Source organism: Arhodomonas sp. KWT2 (assembly GCF_041949875.1).
GTDB lineage: Bacteria > Pseudomonadota > Gammaproteobacteria > Nitrococcales > Nitrococcaceae > Arhodomonas > Arhodomonas aquaeolei.
Window position 1 is genome coordinate 89392 of record NZ_JBHFPQ010000040.1, and the last position, 15540, is coordinate 104931.

At 67.7% G+C, this 15540-nt stretch carries 15 protein-coding genes; 8 read left to right on the forward strand and 7 right to left on the reverse strand.

Translation table 11 applies throughout. The annotated features are described in order from the left end of the window. Positions 1-58: 58 nt before the first annotated feature. Positions 59-1273, forward strand: coding sequence for an ABC transporter substrate-binding protein (locus ACEZHJ_RS08105; protein WP_163143258.1), 1215 nt, complete (start codon positions 59-61; stop codon positions 1271-1273). Between the two features lie 696 nt (positions 1274-1969). Here ACEZHJ_RS08105 and ACEZHJ_RS08110 read toward each other — a convergent pair. From ACEZHJ_RS08110 to ACEZHJ_RS08135, 6 genes are all read right to left on the reverse strand, one after another. Continuing rightward, positions 1970-2296 carry a DUF190 domain-containing protein gene (locus ACEZHJ_RS08110; RefSeq protein ID WP_018719385.1) on the reverse strand — a complete coding sequence of 109 codons (327 nt, stop codon included), beginning with the start codon at positions 2294-2296 and terminating at the stop codon, positions 1970-1972. A 17-nt stretch (positions 2297-2313) separates the two neighbouring features. Next, positions 2314-2706, reverse strand: a complete 393-nt coding sequence (crcB, locus tag ACEZHJ_RS08115) for a fluoride efflux transporter CrcB (protein ID WP_163142785.1) — start codon at positions 2704-2706, stop codon at positions 2314-2316. Positions 2707-3560: 854 nt separating this feature from the next. Further along, positions 3561-4514, reverse strand: coding sequence for a branched-chain amino acid ABC transporter permease (locus tag ACEZHJ_RS08120; RefSeq protein WP_163143710.1), 954 nt, complete (start codon positions 4512-4514; stop codon positions 3561-3563). Beyond that, positions 4514-5383: a branched-chain amino acid ABC transporter permease gene (locus ACEZHJ_RS08125; protein ID WP_163141993.1), complete on the reverse strand. Its 870-nt coding sequence runs from the start codon at positions 5381-5383 to the stop codon at positions 4514-4516. The genes ACEZHJ_RS08120 and ACEZHJ_RS08125 overlap by 1 nt, the downstream gene beginning before the upstream one ends. Positions 5384-5388: 5 nt before the next feature. Next, the gene (locus tag ACEZHJ_RS08130; protein WP_163141996.1) at positions 5389-6096 is read right to left on the reverse strand and encodes an ABC transporter ATP-binding protein; all 708 of its coding nucleotides are present in this window, start codon (positions 6094-6096) and stop codon (positions 5389-5391) included. Beyond that, positions 6096-6872, reverse strand: a complete 777-nt coding sequence (locus ACEZHJ_RS08135) for an ABC transporter ATP-binding protein (RefSeq protein ID WP_018719380.1) — start codon at positions 6870-6872, stop codon at positions 6096-6098. Before ACEZHJ_RS08135 ends, ACEZHJ_RS08130 begins: the two co-directional genes overlap by 1 nt. Positions 6873-7281: 409 nt before the next feature. On the opposite strand from ACEZHJ_RS08135, the gene ACEZHJ_RS08140 reads away from it, so the two are divergent. After that, a complete protein-coding gene (locus ACEZHJ_RS08140) occupies positions 7282-8334 on the forward strand; it encodes an IS110 family transposase (protein ID WP_375036419.1) in 1053 nt (350 codons plus the stop codon). 621 nt (positions 8335-8955) lie between these two features. Continuing rightward, a complete protein-coding gene (locus ACEZHJ_RS08145; RefSeq protein WP_163143142.1) occupies positions 8956-10095 on the forward strand; it encodes a DcaP family trimeric outer membrane transporter in 1140 nt (379 codons plus the stop codon). A 1170-nt stretch (positions 10096-11265) separates the two neighbouring features. On the opposite strand, the gene ACEZHJ_RS08150 is transcribed toward ACEZHJ_RS08145, so the two are convergent. Continuing rightward, positions 11266-12060, reverse strand: coding sequence for a DUF2189 domain-containing protein (locus ACEZHJ_RS08150; protein WP_163142237.1), 795 nt, complete (start codon positions 12058-12060; stop codon positions 11266-11268). 82 nt (positions 12061-12142) lie between these two features. On the opposite strand from ACEZHJ_RS08150, the gene ACEZHJ_RS08155 reads away from it, so the two are divergent. From ACEZHJ_RS08155 to ACEZHJ_RS08175, 5 genes are all read left to right on the forward strand, one after another. Beyond that, positions 12143-12562, forward strand: a complete 420-nt coding sequence (locus ACEZHJ_RS08155) for a PaaI family thioesterase (RefSeq protein ID WP_163142234.1) — start codon at positions 12143-12145, stop codon at positions 12560-12562. Next, positions 12559-12798 (forward strand): DUF3565 domain-containing protein, encoded by a 240-nt coding sequence (locus tag ACEZHJ_RS08160; protein WP_163142231.1) that lies wholly within the window; start codon positions 12559-12561, stop codon positions 12796-12798. Before ACEZHJ_RS08155 ends, ACEZHJ_RS08160 begins: the two co-directional genes overlap by 4 nt. Then, entirely contained in the window at positions 12792-13337 is a 546-nt protein-coding gene (locus ACEZHJ_RS08165) for a hydrolase (RefSeq protein ID WP_163142228.1), read from the forward strand. Before ACEZHJ_RS08160 ends, ACEZHJ_RS08165 begins: the two co-directional genes overlap by 7 nt. Next, the gene (locus ACEZHJ_RS08170) at positions 13334-13750 is read left to right on the forward strand and encodes a CBS domain-containing protein (protein ID WP_163142225.1); all 417 of its coding nucleotides are present in this window, start codon (positions 13334-13336) and stop codon (positions 13748-13750) included. The genes ACEZHJ_RS08165 and ACEZHJ_RS08170 overlap by 4 nt, the downstream gene beginning before the upstream one ends. 400 nt (positions 13751-14150) lie before the next feature. Then, entirely contained in the window at positions 14151-15359 is a 1209-nt protein-coding gene (locus ACEZHJ_RS08175) for an IS256 family transposase (protein ID WP_375036420.1), read from the forward strand. Positions 15360-15540: the final 181 nt, after the last annotated feature.

The window sequence follows — 15540 nt, forward strand, 5'->3', positions numbered from 1 at the left end:
CGGGGCTACGGGCGGGGATCACAACGAAGACCGGCAGAAAAACAGGAGAGCTGTTGCCATGACGCTCAAGAAACAGATAATCGGCGCGGTCTCGGCGCTGGCACTCGTCGCGAGTGCCACGGCCATGGCCCAGCCGCTGAAGATCGGTGCGCTGGTGCCGCTGACCGGCGACCTGCAGTCCTACGGCGGGCCGTCGCTGAACGGCATCAAGCTGGCCGCCAAGGAGATCAACGCCGCCGGGGGCGTGCTCGGGGAGGACGTCGAGATCAAGTCGGGCGACACCCAGACCAGGCCGCAGGCCGGCGTGGATGCCGCCCAGAAGCTGGCCAGCATCGAGGGCGTGAGCGCCTTCGTCGGTGCGCTCTCCAGCGGCGTCACCATCCCGGTGGCCCAGAGCGTGTCCAAGTCGAACAAGATCCCGCAGATCAGCGGTGCGTCCACCTCGCCGGTGATCACCACCCTCGATGACGGCGACTACCTCTTCCGCACGGTACCCTCGGATGCCTTCCAGGGTGTTGCCCTCGCGCAGATCGCCCACGAGAAGGATTACGGCAGCGTCGGCGTCATCTACATCAACAACGACTACGGCAAGGGCCTGGCGGAGAACTTCAAGTCCGCGTTCGAGGACGGCGGCGGCAGCGTCACCGGGATGGTGGCCTACGAGCAGGGCCAGCCCGCCTACCGTGGTGAGCTCCAGCAGGCGGCCGCGGGTGGTGCCGATGCGCTGGTGCTGATCGGTTACCCGCAGAACGGCCAGACCATCCTGCGCCAGGCGCTGGAGGGCGGCTACTTCCAGAACTTCGTGTTCTCCGACGGCCTCAAGGCACCGGAGCTGGTCGAGAACCTCGGTGCGCAGTATCTCAACGGCGCCATCGGCACGGCGCCGCAGGCGCGCGAGGATGCCCCGGGGGCGAAGCACTTCGACTCCGCCTACCAGGAGGAGTTCGGCGAGCGTCCGCCCAAGCCGTACATGGACACCGCCTATGACGCGGTCTATGCCATTGCCCTGGCCGCCCAGAAGGCCGGTTCCGTGGACGGCACGGCGATTCGGGACAGCCTCCGCGACGTCGCCAACCCGCCCGGCGAGAAGGTCTATCCGGGTGAGTTCGACAAGGCCGTGAAGCTCCTGGAGCAGGGCAAGGAGATCGACTACGAGGGCGCCTCCGGGTCGATCAACTTCGACAAGAACGGCGATGTCCCCGGCACCTTCGCCCACTGGGCGTTCGAGGACGGCGAGATCGTGACCAAGAAGGTCTTCGAGCCCTCGATGTAATACACGCGCCGCCGCTGTGGCGGCCCGTGTCAGGGCTGGATCCGCACCGACAGACCCCGGCACATCGCCGGGGTCTTTTTCGTTCACGCCCCGATGTCATCGTAGATAAAGGCGAGCGTCCTGTCCGCGGACACCGGGTGGGAGCCCTCTCCCCAAACCCCTCTCCCGTGAAGGGAGAGGGGCTTAGCGAGCATCTGCCGGTGATGCGCGGTGCAATGGCGTGGTTTCGCGGGTTAGCCGGGACGGAGGAGTAGGCGCGGCCTTCCGTTCCCCTCTCCCCTTGCGGGAGAGGGGGCAGGGGAGAGGGGGAGCCCGCAGCAGATCCCGGCCCTCGCCAAGTAATGCGTCCAGCGCCTCGCCGCCCGCAGTAGCCTTTCGAGTGTGAGTGACCATGGCTTCGCCCTCCCAAGGGGATTCAGGTGGTCGGTTAACCAACCCGAATACCATGGCCGCTCACCTCGCTCTAGCGTCTGCACATAATTCCGCACACTACTTATCTGCCGGTGGTGAGCGGTGCAATGGCGTGGTTTCGCGGGGTAGCCGGGACGGAGGAGTAGGCGCGGCCTTCCGTTCCCCTCTCCCCTTGCGGGAGAGGGGGCAGGGGAGAGGGGGAAGCCCGCCGGGATCCCTGTCAGGCATCGGTCTGCCTGGTCCGGGCCGCGGGCCGCGGTGTGCCCCGGTCCCGTTCGTCCGGCGTTAGCCCTTGCCGCCGTTGATCACCCCGTACTCAGCGGGCGTGCGCATGTAGAACAGCGGCACGCCTTCGTCGGAGACCCGCGAAAGCAGGGCGTCGACCTGATCGGTGGACAGCGCGAACATCACCGCCACCGGCACGTCGCCGGCGAGTTCCAGGAAGTGCTGCTCATGCTGCACGCCGTGCCGGCCGAAGCCGGCGATTGCCCGGAATGCCGAGCCGCCGTGCAGCCCCATATCCTGCGCGGTGTCGAGGAGCCAGCGGTATAGCAGCTTGCCGTGAAGCCGGCGGTTTTCGTGCACAAAGAAGGTCAGTCGTTCACCGTTCATGGTTCCCTCCGTCGGATTCACGCGTTCACCCGGAACAGCCAGAAGACCAGCGCCATACCCATCGCGGTGACCAGCAGGCTGCCCAGCACATGGAGGCCCACCGCGGCGGAGGCCCAGAGATAATCGGCGCGGCGCAGCGCCGTGACCACTTCCGCAGAGAACGTCGAAAACGTGGTCAGCGCCCCAAGAAAGCCGGTCACCACCATCAGTCGGAACTCCGGTGGCACGGCCGTCGTGCGCGAGAACAGCTCCAGTGCCAGGCCGATGAGTAGGCCGCCGCACAGGTTCGCGGCGAGGGTGCCCAGGGGCAGCGAGGGGAAGTAGGGGTTGAGCCAGGCCCCGAGTGCCCAGCGGCACCACGCACCCAGCGCGGCGCCGCCGCCCACGGCGGCCATCGAAATCCACGGCATGAACAGGACCTCCTGTCGGCGACCCGGGACGGACGTGTGCCGTCACGGGGATTAACAGTGTTCAGGTCCCATCAGCTCCGCTGGAGCGGTTCGGGGAGGGGAGCCATCTCCGCGTGTGTCGTCGGAGGACAAGGATACCGTCGCGTGTGCGCCGGGGGAATCCCCGTCGCGGCGGGGCCCTCTCCCCAACCCCTCTCCCGTGAAGGGAGAGGGGCCCGGACGGGCGTTTGCCGGCGACAAACGATGTCACGGCGCTGTTCCGCCGGGTGCAGGGTGGGTCCCGTAGGTCGGCTGCTCCCGGCAGCCGACACGTGTCGTGGGGCCGGTGTTCTGCGTCTCCCGCCCCCCGCTCGAAAGCGGACGGACGTGGACGGGCATGGTCACGGCCCTTGGCGCGCGATGCCCCCGACGTTGTGGGCGGCCGTCGCACACGGCCTGCGGCCGTGCACGACCTACCCGAGGGGGCGTTGGCCGGCAGGAAGGTTGGGCGCGGAAGGCCTGCAACGTCCCCGGGCCGAACCGGGGAGGGGCCGGCGCAGTGAGCCGGGCCGCGGATGCGGTGTCACGGGGCCCTCTCACGTGAAGCCGGAGAAGCGTGGTGCGTGCCGGTCGGAGGACTCTTTGCGAATTGAATCGGGCGGTTCCGGGGATGTCGCACACGGCCCGTGGCCGTGCACGACCTACCCGCGTTCGCGCCTTGCGAGGGGGTGGCGACTCCCTGGTAGGTTGTGCGCCGAAGGCGTGCAACGTCCACGTGAGCCGAACGCCGGCTCAGCCTGAACCCATAGGGGCCGGGGGGTGCCGTCCGTGGCATTGTACGCCCCGCCCTCGGCCGCCTAACACGGCCCCCGCCTTTACTGTTTATCCCGCCGACGTGCAATGAGCCGTGGGGCCTTCTCCGGGAGGATGCCTTCCGGGCGGGTGACCAGGATCACCTGGAGCAGTGCCCCGATGAGCAGCACGCGCAGCGCCGCGGCCTGGGTCGAGTACTCGGAGGGCAGCATGCCCGTGAGCATCTCGGTGCCGGACCACAGGCCCCAGACGATGACCGCGCCGAGGATCGCGCCGCGGTTGTTGCCGCTGCCGCCGGCGATGAGCATGACCCAGATGAGGAAGGTCCCGTACAGCGGCCGGAACGCCTCGGGGCTGACGAAGCCGAAGAAGTGGGCGTACAGCCCGCCGCCGAGGCCCATGATCGCGGAGCCGGCCACGAAGGCCTGCAGCCGGAAGCGGGCGATGTCCTTGCCCGCCGCGGCGGAGGCCGGCTCGTTCTCGCGGATCGCGCGGAGCACCCGCCCCCAGGGGGAGACGTAGGCCCGCTCGACGAGGAAGTACACGCCCACCACGAACAGCGCCACGACCAGCAGGTAGGTCAGCGGCGAGTCCAGCGCCGTGCCGGCGAACGGCCGCTGCACCGCGGCGATGCCGCGCACGCCGTTGGTCAGCCAGTCCTCGTTCTTGAGGAACAGCCGGATGATCTCGGCGATACCGATGGTGGCGATGGCGAGGTAGTCCGTTCGCAGCCTCGCGGTGATCAGCCCGATGATGACGCCGATGATGCTGGAGGTGATCACCGCCCCCGCGAGACCCACCAGGAAGGGCATGCCGAAGCCGCCGAGATACGCCGGGCTGCCGGGGGTGGTGAGGATCGCCGTGGTGTAGGCGCCTACGGCGAAGAAGCCGGCGACACCGATGTTGAACTGCCCGGTGAACCCCCACTGCATGTTCAGGCCCAGCGCGAGCACCGCGTAGATGCCCGCGAAGGTGAGGAAGGAAACCAGATAGGCGGAAAGGCCGGAGAGTTCCATCACAGCGTCCCCTTGAACAGGCCCTGCGGGCGGAAGACGAGCATCACCACCATGATCGCGAAGGCGACGGCAGGCTTGTAGGCGGCGGGGATCACCAGCGTCGACATCTCCATGGCGATGCCGATGACCATGCCACCGGCGATGGCGCCGTAGGGCCGGCCGATGCCGCCGAGGATGGCAGCGGCGAACACCGGCAGCAGTGCCGTCCAGCCCATCACCGGGTAGAGCCGCGTGTCGATGCCGAGGAACACGCCCGCCGCCGCGGCGAGCCCGCCGCCGATGACCCACGTCCAGGTGATCACGCGCTCCGCCGGGATGCCGGTGATCAGCGCGAGGTCCATGTTGTCGGACATCGCGCGCATCGCCTTGCCCATCTTCGTGCGCGTGAGGAACAGGTGCACCGCCACCACCAGCGCGAAGGCGATGAGCACGATCCAGACGTGGTCCGGCTTGATCCGCAGCCCGCCGAGGATGTCCAGCCGCCAGGGGAACTGGATGCCCTGGGCGTAGGACTGGTTGTCCGAGCCCCAGATGAGCTGGACCGCGGCGCGGATCACCAGCGCCATGCCGAACGAGGAGATCAGCAGGATCACCGGCTGGGTGCGCCGTATGCGCTGGTAGAGGACCTTGTCGATGAGCACGGCCACGGCGGCCATGCCGATCATCCCCGAGGGCAGCGCCCACCAGGGCGAGAGCCCGAAGGCGGAAATGAACGCCAGGCCGATGTAGGCGCCCAGGGTCATGAAGTCGCCATGGGCGAAGTGGGCGAAGCGCAGGATGCCGAAGATCATGGACACGCCGATGGCACCCATGGTCAGGACGCTGCCCAGCACCACGCCGTAGATGAGCAGTTGGGCGATCTCGTTCATCGGGGTCAGCCTCCCAGGAACATCTCGGCCACTTCCTGGTTCGCCACGAGGTTCGGGCCGGTATCCTCGTAGCGATTGCGGCCGGTGGCCAGCACGTAGCCGCGGTCGGCGATGGCGAGCGCCTGCTTGGCGTTCTGCTCCACCATCAGCACCCCGATGCCGAGATCGCGGATCTCGCGGATCCGCTCGAAGGTCTCGTCGATGAGCAGCGGCGAGAGGCCCGCGGTGGGCTCGTCGAGCATCAGCAGGCTCGGCTCGATCATCAGCGCCCGGCCCATGGCGACCATCTGGCGCTCACCGCCGGACATCAGTCCCGCCTGCTGGTGGCGCCGCTCCTTGAGCTTGGGGAAGAGGGCGAAGACCCGCTCCATGCGCGCGCTGATATCGCCGGACATGAGGTAGGCCCCCATCTCCAGGTTCTCGCGCACGCTCATCGACGGGAAGACATTGTGTTCCTGGGGCACATAGGCGATGCCCCGGCGCACCATCTGCTCCGGGCGGGCGTTGGTGATGTCCTCGCCCCGGTAGCGCACATGCCCCTGGCGGACATGAAGCAGGCCGAAGACCGCCTTCATGGCCGTGGATTTGCCGGCCCCGTTGGGCCCGACGATCACCACGATCTCGTCGTCGCCGACGGTGAGGTTCGTCCCGTTGAGGATGTCGACACCGCCGTAGCCGCCGTACAGCCCGCTTGCCTCGAGAAGCATAGTCATTACTCGCCTGCCCTCCCGCTCACGCCGCCGCCGAGGTAGGCCTCGCGGACCTGTTCGTTCTGGCGCAGCTCCGCCATCGGCCCGGAGGCGATCAGCTCGCCGTTGGCCATGACGTGCACCGGCTCGCAGAGTGTGGAGATCAGGTCCATGTCGTGCTCGATGACGCAGAAGGTATAGCCGCGCTCGGTATTCAGTCGCTGGATCGCGGCGGAGATGCGCCCGAGCAGCGTGCGGTTGACGCCGGCGCCGGGCTCGTCGAGGAGCACCGCCTTGGCGTCGGTCATCATCGCCCGGCCCAGGTCCAGGAGCTTCTTCTGGCCGCCGGAGAGGTTGCCGGCGAGCTCGTCGGCGACGTGGCCGATCTCGAGGAAGTCCAGCACCTCCTCGACCTGCTCGAGCACCCGGCTGTCCTCGCGCCGCACCCGGGCCCAGCGGAACCAGGCGTTGAACAGGTTCTCCCCGGACTGGCCCGCCGGGACCACCATGAGGTTCTCGCGCACGGTCATGCGGGAGAACTCGTGGGGGATCTGGAAGGTGCGAACCAGCCCCATGTGGAAGAGGCGGTGCGGGGGGATGCCGGTGATGTCCGTGCCTTCGAGGGTGATCCGGCCGCTGTCCGGCGGGATGAGGCCGGCGACGATATTGAAGAGTGTGCTCTTGCCGGCGCCGTTCGGGCCTATCAGGCCGGTGATACTGCCGCGCTCGACCTCGAACGAGACATTCTGCACCGCCTTCAGGCCGCCGAAGGCCTTCGAGACGTTGTCGATGGTAATCAAGGGCGGAACCCCTCTAACACTGCCGTCTTAATCGTTATAGCCCATGGCCCCGCGCGCCATGCCTGGCGCCCGCCGGTCCGTGACGGTCCCGCCGGTCCTGGCCCCCGCGTGCCGCGGCACGCGCTCCCCCCGGCCGGAGCCAAACCCGTGATTCTAAACCCTGACGCCGATATCGCAATCCGTCCCGGCGGGAGGCAGCGATTCTCATTATGGCGCGCCGTCGGGTTGAATCGGTCGCAGGCCCGCATGAAACGGTCGAGACGTCGCACGCCTGCGGCGCACGACCTACCCACGTGTGCAGCCGAAGGTAATCACATGGACTCGCCCCCCTTCGAGGCGTCGAGGCGCCGGGGTGGCGGGTGTACCGTCCACTGAGAGACCGTGCAGGTCGAGAAAGGAGGGCGAGTCCGTGGAACAGGTTACGACATTGGCGGTGGATTTGGCCAAAGAGGTTTTCTTTGCGGTGGGCGAGGATGCGACGGGGCGAGTGTGCTTTGAACGCGAGTTTCGCTCGCGGCGAGCCTTTGAGCGTTTTCTCGAGGGGCTCTCGGGGCCGCTGGAGGTGGTGCTGGAGACGGGCTCGGGGGCGCACTACTGGGCGCGACGTCTGCATGCTCAGGGGGTGGAGGCGCGGTTGTTGCCGGCGCAACGCGTGTGCGAGCACCGCAGCGGCCACAAGAATGACCGCAAAGACGCGCGGGCGCTGCTGCGGGCGCGGCGCGATGAGGCGATTCACCCTGTGCCGGTGAAAAGCGCTGCGGCGCTCGAGCTCCAGGCCGTGCACCGGGTGCGCTCGGGGTGGTTGCAGCGGCGCACTGCGGTGGCGAACCAGCTGCGCGGTTTGCTTGCCGAGCACGGCGTGGTGATTGCCCGCGGCGAGGCGGCGCTGCGCCGGCGCCTGGAGGCGCTACTGGGCAGCCCGCCGGAGTGGCTCAATGGCGACTTCCATGCGCTGCTCGCCGAGCTGGAGGCGGAGTATCGGGCGCTGGGGGATCGGCTCGCGCGCGCGGATGCGCGACTCAAACGCCTCGCCGCCGAGGACCCGCAGTCAAGACGGCTGGCGACGCTCCGTGGGGTGGGGCCGATTGGCGCCACCGCCCTGGCCTGCAAGGCGCAACAGGCCAAGCGCTTTGCCAATGCGCGGCAATTCGCTGCCTACTTCGGGGTGGTGCCGCGCCAGCACAGCACCGGCGGAAAGACGCGCCTGGGGCGCATGAGCCGTCAGGGCGATGGCTATGTCCGCCGGGTGCTGGTCAGCGGCGCCCAGGCGGTGCTGCAGAAGCTGCCGGCCGAGCCGGGCGAGGCAGCGGACACGCGCCGACTGCAGCGCTGGCGCGCGCGCCATGGCACCAAGGGCGCGGCGGTGCGCCTGGCCAACCGCAATCTGCGCATCGCCTGGGTGCTGCTCACGCGCGGGGGCAGCTACGAGCCCGAGCCGCGCCGCGCATTGCCGGGCGGCTGAGCACTGAGAAGGTAACGGCTGGAGGGACAGCACCCATGTAGCGAGCACCCCATCCCCTGGCGCCTGCGGCGCCGACCCGCTGCTGACTGGCATGAACCATCAGGTAAGACCGTCGCGGATCCGATGCCCAACGACCTACCGGCCCCCGAGGCCTTTTTGTAATCGGCACTCCGCGAGCTCATTCGATGCCGGCCCGTGGTGCAGCGAAGTGCGCCACCTCGCTGAGGCCTGATACATAAGTGCAGCCGGGGTTCCTTCCACCAGCCAGCGGTTGACACGGGGGGCGAGTCCATACATAGGTCGTGCACGGCCGCAAGGCCGTGTGCGACATTGCTGCTGGCCGGGAGACAACGCCCGGAGCCCGGCACGGGCGTTGCGTTTTTGCAACAGGTGCCCAGGCGTCCGCCGCCAGCGCCCCGTGTAACGCGAGGTAACACTATTTGCCATTGTGGCAGGCGCACAACACGGGGCGATAAAGATTTGAAAAAAGATGTTGCAAAAAGGTGAACCTCTTAGTCTATACTCCCCTCTGTCGGGTGACGGACCTGGCGTGTTGCACGCAAACAACAGCAACACATCCGAACGGTTTTTGAACGCAATCCGCAGCAGGAGGGAGTCAGCATGGCTCGTCATATCATCAAGGGTGCCGCGATCGGTACCGTCTCCGCCCTGGCGCTGGCCGCCGCCGGCCAGGCCGCGGCCGTGGACTTCCAGGCCGGGGACACCACCGTGTCCATCTACGGCTACATGATCGGCAAGATGTCCTACGACATGGACGAGAACATGGGTAGTGCCACTGCCGGTAGCTTCGGTAATCTGGTCGACGACGAGCAGGTCGACGGCTACACCGACCTCGACGCGAACCAGAGCCGCATCGGCTTCCAGACCACCACTGACATGGGCGGCAGCGACCTGGTGACCCGTATGGAGGGAGACTTCCTCGGCGGCGGCGGTGGTCAGTTCCGCATGCGTCACGCCTACGGGTCCTGGAACGGCATCCTCGCCGGCCAGACTTGGTCGAACTGGAACAGCTTCGTCGGCACGACCCCGACGGTGGACTTCAACGGTCTCGCCGGCAACACCGGCTATCAGACCCGTGTGGCGCAGTTCCGTTACACCGTCGGCGACTTCTCCGTCGCGCTCGAGGATCCGAAGGCCCGTATTCTTGACGAGGGGGGCGAGAACGACGACGTCGCCAAGGATTCTCTCCCGGCCCTGAGCGCCCGTTACGAGGGATCCTCGGGGCCGATGGGTTACTCCGTCGCGGGTATCGTCCACCAGCTGGAGACCGCCGACGAGTCCGAGAGCGACGCCGGTTACGGCGCGTTCGCGGCGGCCTCGTATAACTTCGGTGCCGTCACCGTTCGCGGTGCCCTGGACTACACCGACGGCGCGACCAGCTACCTCTACCAGTCCGGTTTCGAGCACTTCTTCGCTGCCGACGGCTACATCGACGCCAACGGCGACCTCGAGACCGTAAAGGCCTGGGGTGGCACCATCGGCATCAGCGTCGATGCGGGCCCGGGTACGATGAACGTCTCCTATGGCCGCACCGATATTGACGAGGACGATGCCACGGCCCTCAACGGCTTTGAGACCCAGAGCGCGGTCAACCAGAATGTCTTCGTGAACTACATGTGGCAGCCGGTCGAGCGCGTCACCTACGGTATCGAGTACTCCTACTGGAAGGCCGAGAACGACGAGGCGGATTTCGATGCGGATGCCAACCGCGTCTCCGTGGCCGCGCAGTATGTCTTCTAAGACGGTCTAAGAACGACAATATCATTGTCGCTTTTCGCCCCGGCCTCGTGCCGGGGCGTTTTCATTGGGCACCAAGAAAATTGGCCGGGTGCCCATGGGGCTTCCCCGTGGCCGTCGTCGTCACCGGCAGCGCCTCCGCCGTATCATTCCCACCCGGCCCTTCGCCGATACCCGCCCCTGCGTGCCGGTTTGTCATCGCAGTCGAGTAGGTCGTGCATGGCCGCAGGCCGTGTGCGACATGGCTCCCCTCGACGCCCACCGGTACACATCGAAGACGTCGCACGCCTGCGGCGCCCGACCTACCCGCCGGCAACAGCCCCGATCCGGTAGGTCGTGCACGGCCGCAGGCCGTGTGCGACATGGCTCGCCCCGGCGCCCCACCGGCATACCGCCGAAGACGTCGCACGCCTGCGGCGCACGACCGACGCGAGCGCTCCGGCCGGCGGTGGGTGCGGTACGGGCGGCCACTGGGTGGCATCCCGTTGACCTGGATCAAGGCGGCGGTATCCCGGGGATGTTTCCATAATTCCCGGGAAGAGATCGGGGATTGGTGGCAGTTCGCCTCGACTCATCCCGCGCGCCCGCTGCTGACCTGGGTGGGTGTCCTTGCAGCGGGCGCGTCTCCTACTTCCCCGTAGCTCTCGTGCTGCCGGCCCTCACGGGCCGGCATTTTTTTGTCTGGCCTGTTTGTCCCTCTCCCCCGGGTTCCTCCCGTAAAGGGGCGGGGCTCGGTGATAGCGGTCACTCCCTTGGCATCCACCAGTGTGCCGGGTTCGCGGTCGTTCGGCCCGGGTTGTCGCACGCCCGCGGCGCACGAACTGCCCGTAGGTCGGCTGCTCCTGCCCACCGCCATTCCCGGTGCCGCAAGGCGGGGTGTTGGCGGCCAGGAGCAGCCAACCTGCAATACCGGCTCCCTTCTCGGGCATCCCGCAAGGGGTGCCTGCCGGGAAACCCGCTAACGCTGCAACGCCCGTAGGTCGGCTGCTCCTGGCAGCCGACAATCCGGTTGCCGGTGGGCAACGGACCTTCCCGTGACATCGAAACGCTGCAGGCCGTGTGCGTGTGCGACGTCGTCCGTGTTCTGTATCGGCATGGCCGACGCCCTTGGTGCTGTCTGCGGTGGCCCCGTCAGATGCCGGATATGTCCAGAGGGCGTTAACCGTGGCGCCGCTACGGCAGCGTTGCGCGATAGCCGTGCCATGTGGCATAGCCGAGCACCGGCACCGTCACCGCGAGTCCCACGAACGCGGTGGCAAAGCCGATCACCGTGCCGGCGACTATCAGGGCTGCCCAGACCGCCATCGTGGCGCGATTGGACAGCACCGCCCGAAAACTGGTGATCACTGCGCTGATCACGTCCGTGCCGCGGTCCATCATCATCGGCAGCGAGAACGCCGAGCCGGCGAACGCCAGTGCGGCGAATACCGCGCCCACGGCACTGCCGATGCCCAGGAACGGCACCCAGGAGCGCCAGCCGGGCTCGGCCATGGCGGGAAAGAACACGTGAACCATGGCCGCGGCGCGGGCCCAGAGCAGGAAGAGCACCAGCAGCACCAGCGCGAAGATCACGTGGTTGCTCAGGTTCGCCCGCATGCTGCGCAGGCAGGTGCGTACCGACGGGGGCCGGCCCTGCTCGAGCGCCCGGCTGGTGGCATACAGCGCGAAGGCGATCAGCGGGCCCACGAGCAGGAACCCCCCGGCAGTCACGTACAGGATCAGCAGGTTGCCGCTGATCCAGCTCCCTGCGGCGATGATCACCCCGATCAGGGTGACGATCAGGCCGAACGTCAGGCTCTCGAAGGGTGCGGCGCGGAAGTCGCGCCACCCGAGGCACACCCAGGTCAGCGGCGCGGTGGCCGCGAGCCGGTGCGGCTCCGGGATCCAGTCCTCGGTGGTGCCGGTGTCGTTATCGGTATGCTCGTCCATGGCGGGCTCCTCCTCCCGTCGTTGTTGTAGTGTTGTCATAGCACTCTCCGGCACGGCAGCGGAAGGCCTCGCGCGTGGCCGCGTCGGCGTCGTAACATGCCGGCAGAAGGAGGTGTAGACGATGGAGATGGACTTGCCGGCCGTGCAGGCCTTTCTCGCGGAGCATTTCCCCCAGGGATACGGTCGGGTGGAGGCGGTGGGGCCGCTTACGGCCCGGCTGCGCCTCGCCGTCGGCGACGAGCATCTGCGCCCCGGGGGGACGGTCTCCGGGCCGACCATGATGGGCCTGGCCGACACGGCGCTGTACGTGGCGATCCTGGCCAACCTGGGGCCGGTCGCCCAGGCGGTGACGACCAATCTCAACGCGAATTTCCTGCGCCGGCCGCCGGTACGCGATCTCATCGCCGAGGCGCGCATGCTCAAGCTCGGCAAGCGTCTGGCGGTGGGGGAGGTGACCGTATTCTCGGATGGTGACGATCAGGCCGTGGCCCACGTAACCGCCACCTACTCGATACCGCCGCGGGAGACGGCCACGGCATGAATCCCATGACCACGGTGCGCGGCTTCCGCCGGGACGCCGAGGGCCATTGGGTGATGGAGCTGGCCTGCGGTCATACCCAGCACGTGCGGCACCTGCCGCCGTGGCAGAACCGGCCGTGGGTGACGACCGGGACCGGCCGGCGCGCGATGCTCGGGCGCCGGGTCGAATGTGGCTGGTGCGCGCGGGCGAGGGCGCATGACGCCCGCGGCGAACGGGAGGAGAGAGGACGATGCTGATACACGCCCCCGAATCGGTGCTCCTGGTGGTCGACGTCCAGGAGCGCCTCGTGCCCGCCATCCATGACCACGGCAACGTGGTGGACGGGATCGAGTGGCTCATCGGCGTGGCCGGCGCGGTCGGTGTGCCGGTGCTGGCGACAGAGCAGTATCCCAGGGGGCTGGGGCGGACCGTCCCCCAGCTCGGGCGTTATTTCTCCCCGGAAGCGGTGGCGGAGAAGACCGCCTTCTCCGCGGCGGACGAGCCCGCCTGCCGCGATCTCGTCTCCGGCGCCGGCCGTAAGCAGGTGGTGATCTGCGGTATCGAGGCGCACGTTTGCGTACTGCAGACCGCCCTCGGCCTGCACGAGGCGGGCTACGAGGTCTTCGTGGCGGGGGACGCGGCGGGCTCGCGTAATCCGTGGGACCGCGACCTCGCCCTCGATCGCATCCGCGCCCTGGGGGTGCAGGTGGTCAGTCGGGAGATGGTTGCCTTCGAGTGGCTCCAGCGCGCGGGGACCGACGTCTTCCGCGAGGTCAGCCGCAATTTCCTGCGATGAGCGTTACCGCTGCCGACATCATGACCCGGCGCGTTTTCACGCTGACCGGCGACGATAGCGTCGAGCTCGCCCGGGATCTCTGCCAGGACCACCGCGTGCGGCATATCCCCGTTGTGGACCAGGACCACCGTCTGGTCGGGCTGGTCTCCGACGGTGACGTGCTGCGCAGCCTGAGCCCGTTCATGCACACGGCCGCCGAGCGGGATCGCGACCGTTTCACCCTGCGCCGGCCGATCCACCAGATCATGACCCGTGCGCCGGAGACGGTTACCGGTGCCGTCGACGTGCGCGAGTGCGCGCGGCGCATGAGCGCACACGGGGTGGGCAGCCTGCCGGTGCTGGATGACGAGGCGCTGGTGGGGATCCTGACCTGGCAGGACGTGCTCGCGGCGGTGGCGGACAGCCGGATCTGACGTCCCCCTTGCGAGTAGGCCGGCATCCGGATGGAGCGTTAGCGGGCTTGCCGGCAGGCACCCCTTGCAAGATGCCCGTGAAGGGGAGCCGGTGCTGTAGGTTGGCTGCTCCTGGCAGCCAACACCCCGCCTTGCGGCACCGTAAATGTCGGCTGCCCTGAGCAGCCGACCTACGGGAGTTACAGCGCTAGCGGGTTTCCCGGCCGGCACCCCTTGCGGGATGCCCGGGAAGGGAGCTGGTGCTGTAGGTTGGCTGCTCCTGGCAGCCAACATCCCGCCTTGCGGCACCGGCAATGTCGAGTAGTGTGCGGAATTATGTGCACAAGCTAGAGCGAGGTGAGCGGCCATGGTATTCGGGTTGGTTGACCGACCACCTGAATCCCCTTGGGAGGGCGAAGCCATGGCCACTCACACTCGAAAGGCTACTGCGAGCGGCGAGGCGCTGGAAGCATTACTTGGCGAGGATCGGGATCTGCTGCGGGCGCTGGTGCACGAGACGGTGCAGCAGGCGCTGGAGGCGCAGATGCAGGAGTGTCTCAAGGCCGCGCCTGGCGAGCGTACCGAGGCGCGCGAGGGCTACCGAGCCGGCTACTACGCGAGGACGCTGGTCACGCGGGTGGGCAAGCTCGAGCTTCGGGTGCCGCGCGATCGCGACGGGCAGTTCTCCACGAGTCTGTTTGAGCGCTACCAGCGCTCGGAGAAGGCGCTGGTCTCGGCGCTGATGGAGATGTACGTCCAGGGCGTTTCCACACGCAAAGTCAAGGCGATCACCGAGGAGCTGTGCGGGGTGAGCTTCTCGGCCTCCGCGATCTCAGCGATCAACCGCGGCCTGGATGGGCGCCTGGCGGAGTTTGCCACGCGTCGCCTCGTTGAGCCCTATCCTTATCTCATCCTCGATGCGCGCTACGAGAAGGTGCGCGAGGGTGGGGTGATTACCGCGCAAGCGGTGCTGATCGCCATCGGCATCAACTGGGAGGGGCGCCGCCAGATCCTCGGCGTTGAGCTCGCCAACCGCGAGAGCGCCACCAGTTGGCGCGAGTTCCTCCAGGGGCTTCGCGAGCGCGGGCTGCATGGCGTGGAGCTGGTGGTCAGCGACGAGCACGCGGGGTTGCGCCGCGCGGTCATGGAGATCTTCGCCGAGGCGGTCTGGCAGCGCTGCTACGTGCACTTCCTGCGCAACGCCCTCGATCACCTGCCCCGCAAGGCCGACGACGACTGCCTCCAGGAGCTGCGCTGGCTCTATGAGCGTCGCGACGCCAGCGAGGCCCAGCGTGATCTGGCCGCCTGGCTCGAGCGCTGGCAGCCCAAATACCCCAAGCTCTGCGACTGGGTGGAGGGCAACATCGGCGAGACGCTGACCTTCTACCGCCTGCCGCGCGCCCACCACAAGCATCTCAAGAGCACCAACATGCTCGAGCGGCTCAACGAGGAGATCCGGCGACGCACGCGCGTGGTGCGCATCTTCCCCAACGCCGCCAGTTGCCTTCGCCTGGTGCGCGCGCTCGCCGCCGAAACCCACGAGGGCTGGCTCGAGGACAACCGCTACCTGAACATGCAGCTACTCAAGGAGCACAAGAAGGACTTGCTCAGGCAAGCCAACGCCGCCTGAGACTCCCCAACCCGACCATGGCCGCTTTTGCACAACTTGACGCACAGAACCCAATGTCGGCTGCCCTGAGCAGCCGACCTACGGGAGTTACAGCGTTAGCGGGTTTCCCGGCAGGCACCCCTTGCGGGATGGCCGCCCTGGTCGTGGCCATGCGCAAACCCGTCCCCATCTGTCCCGGCGT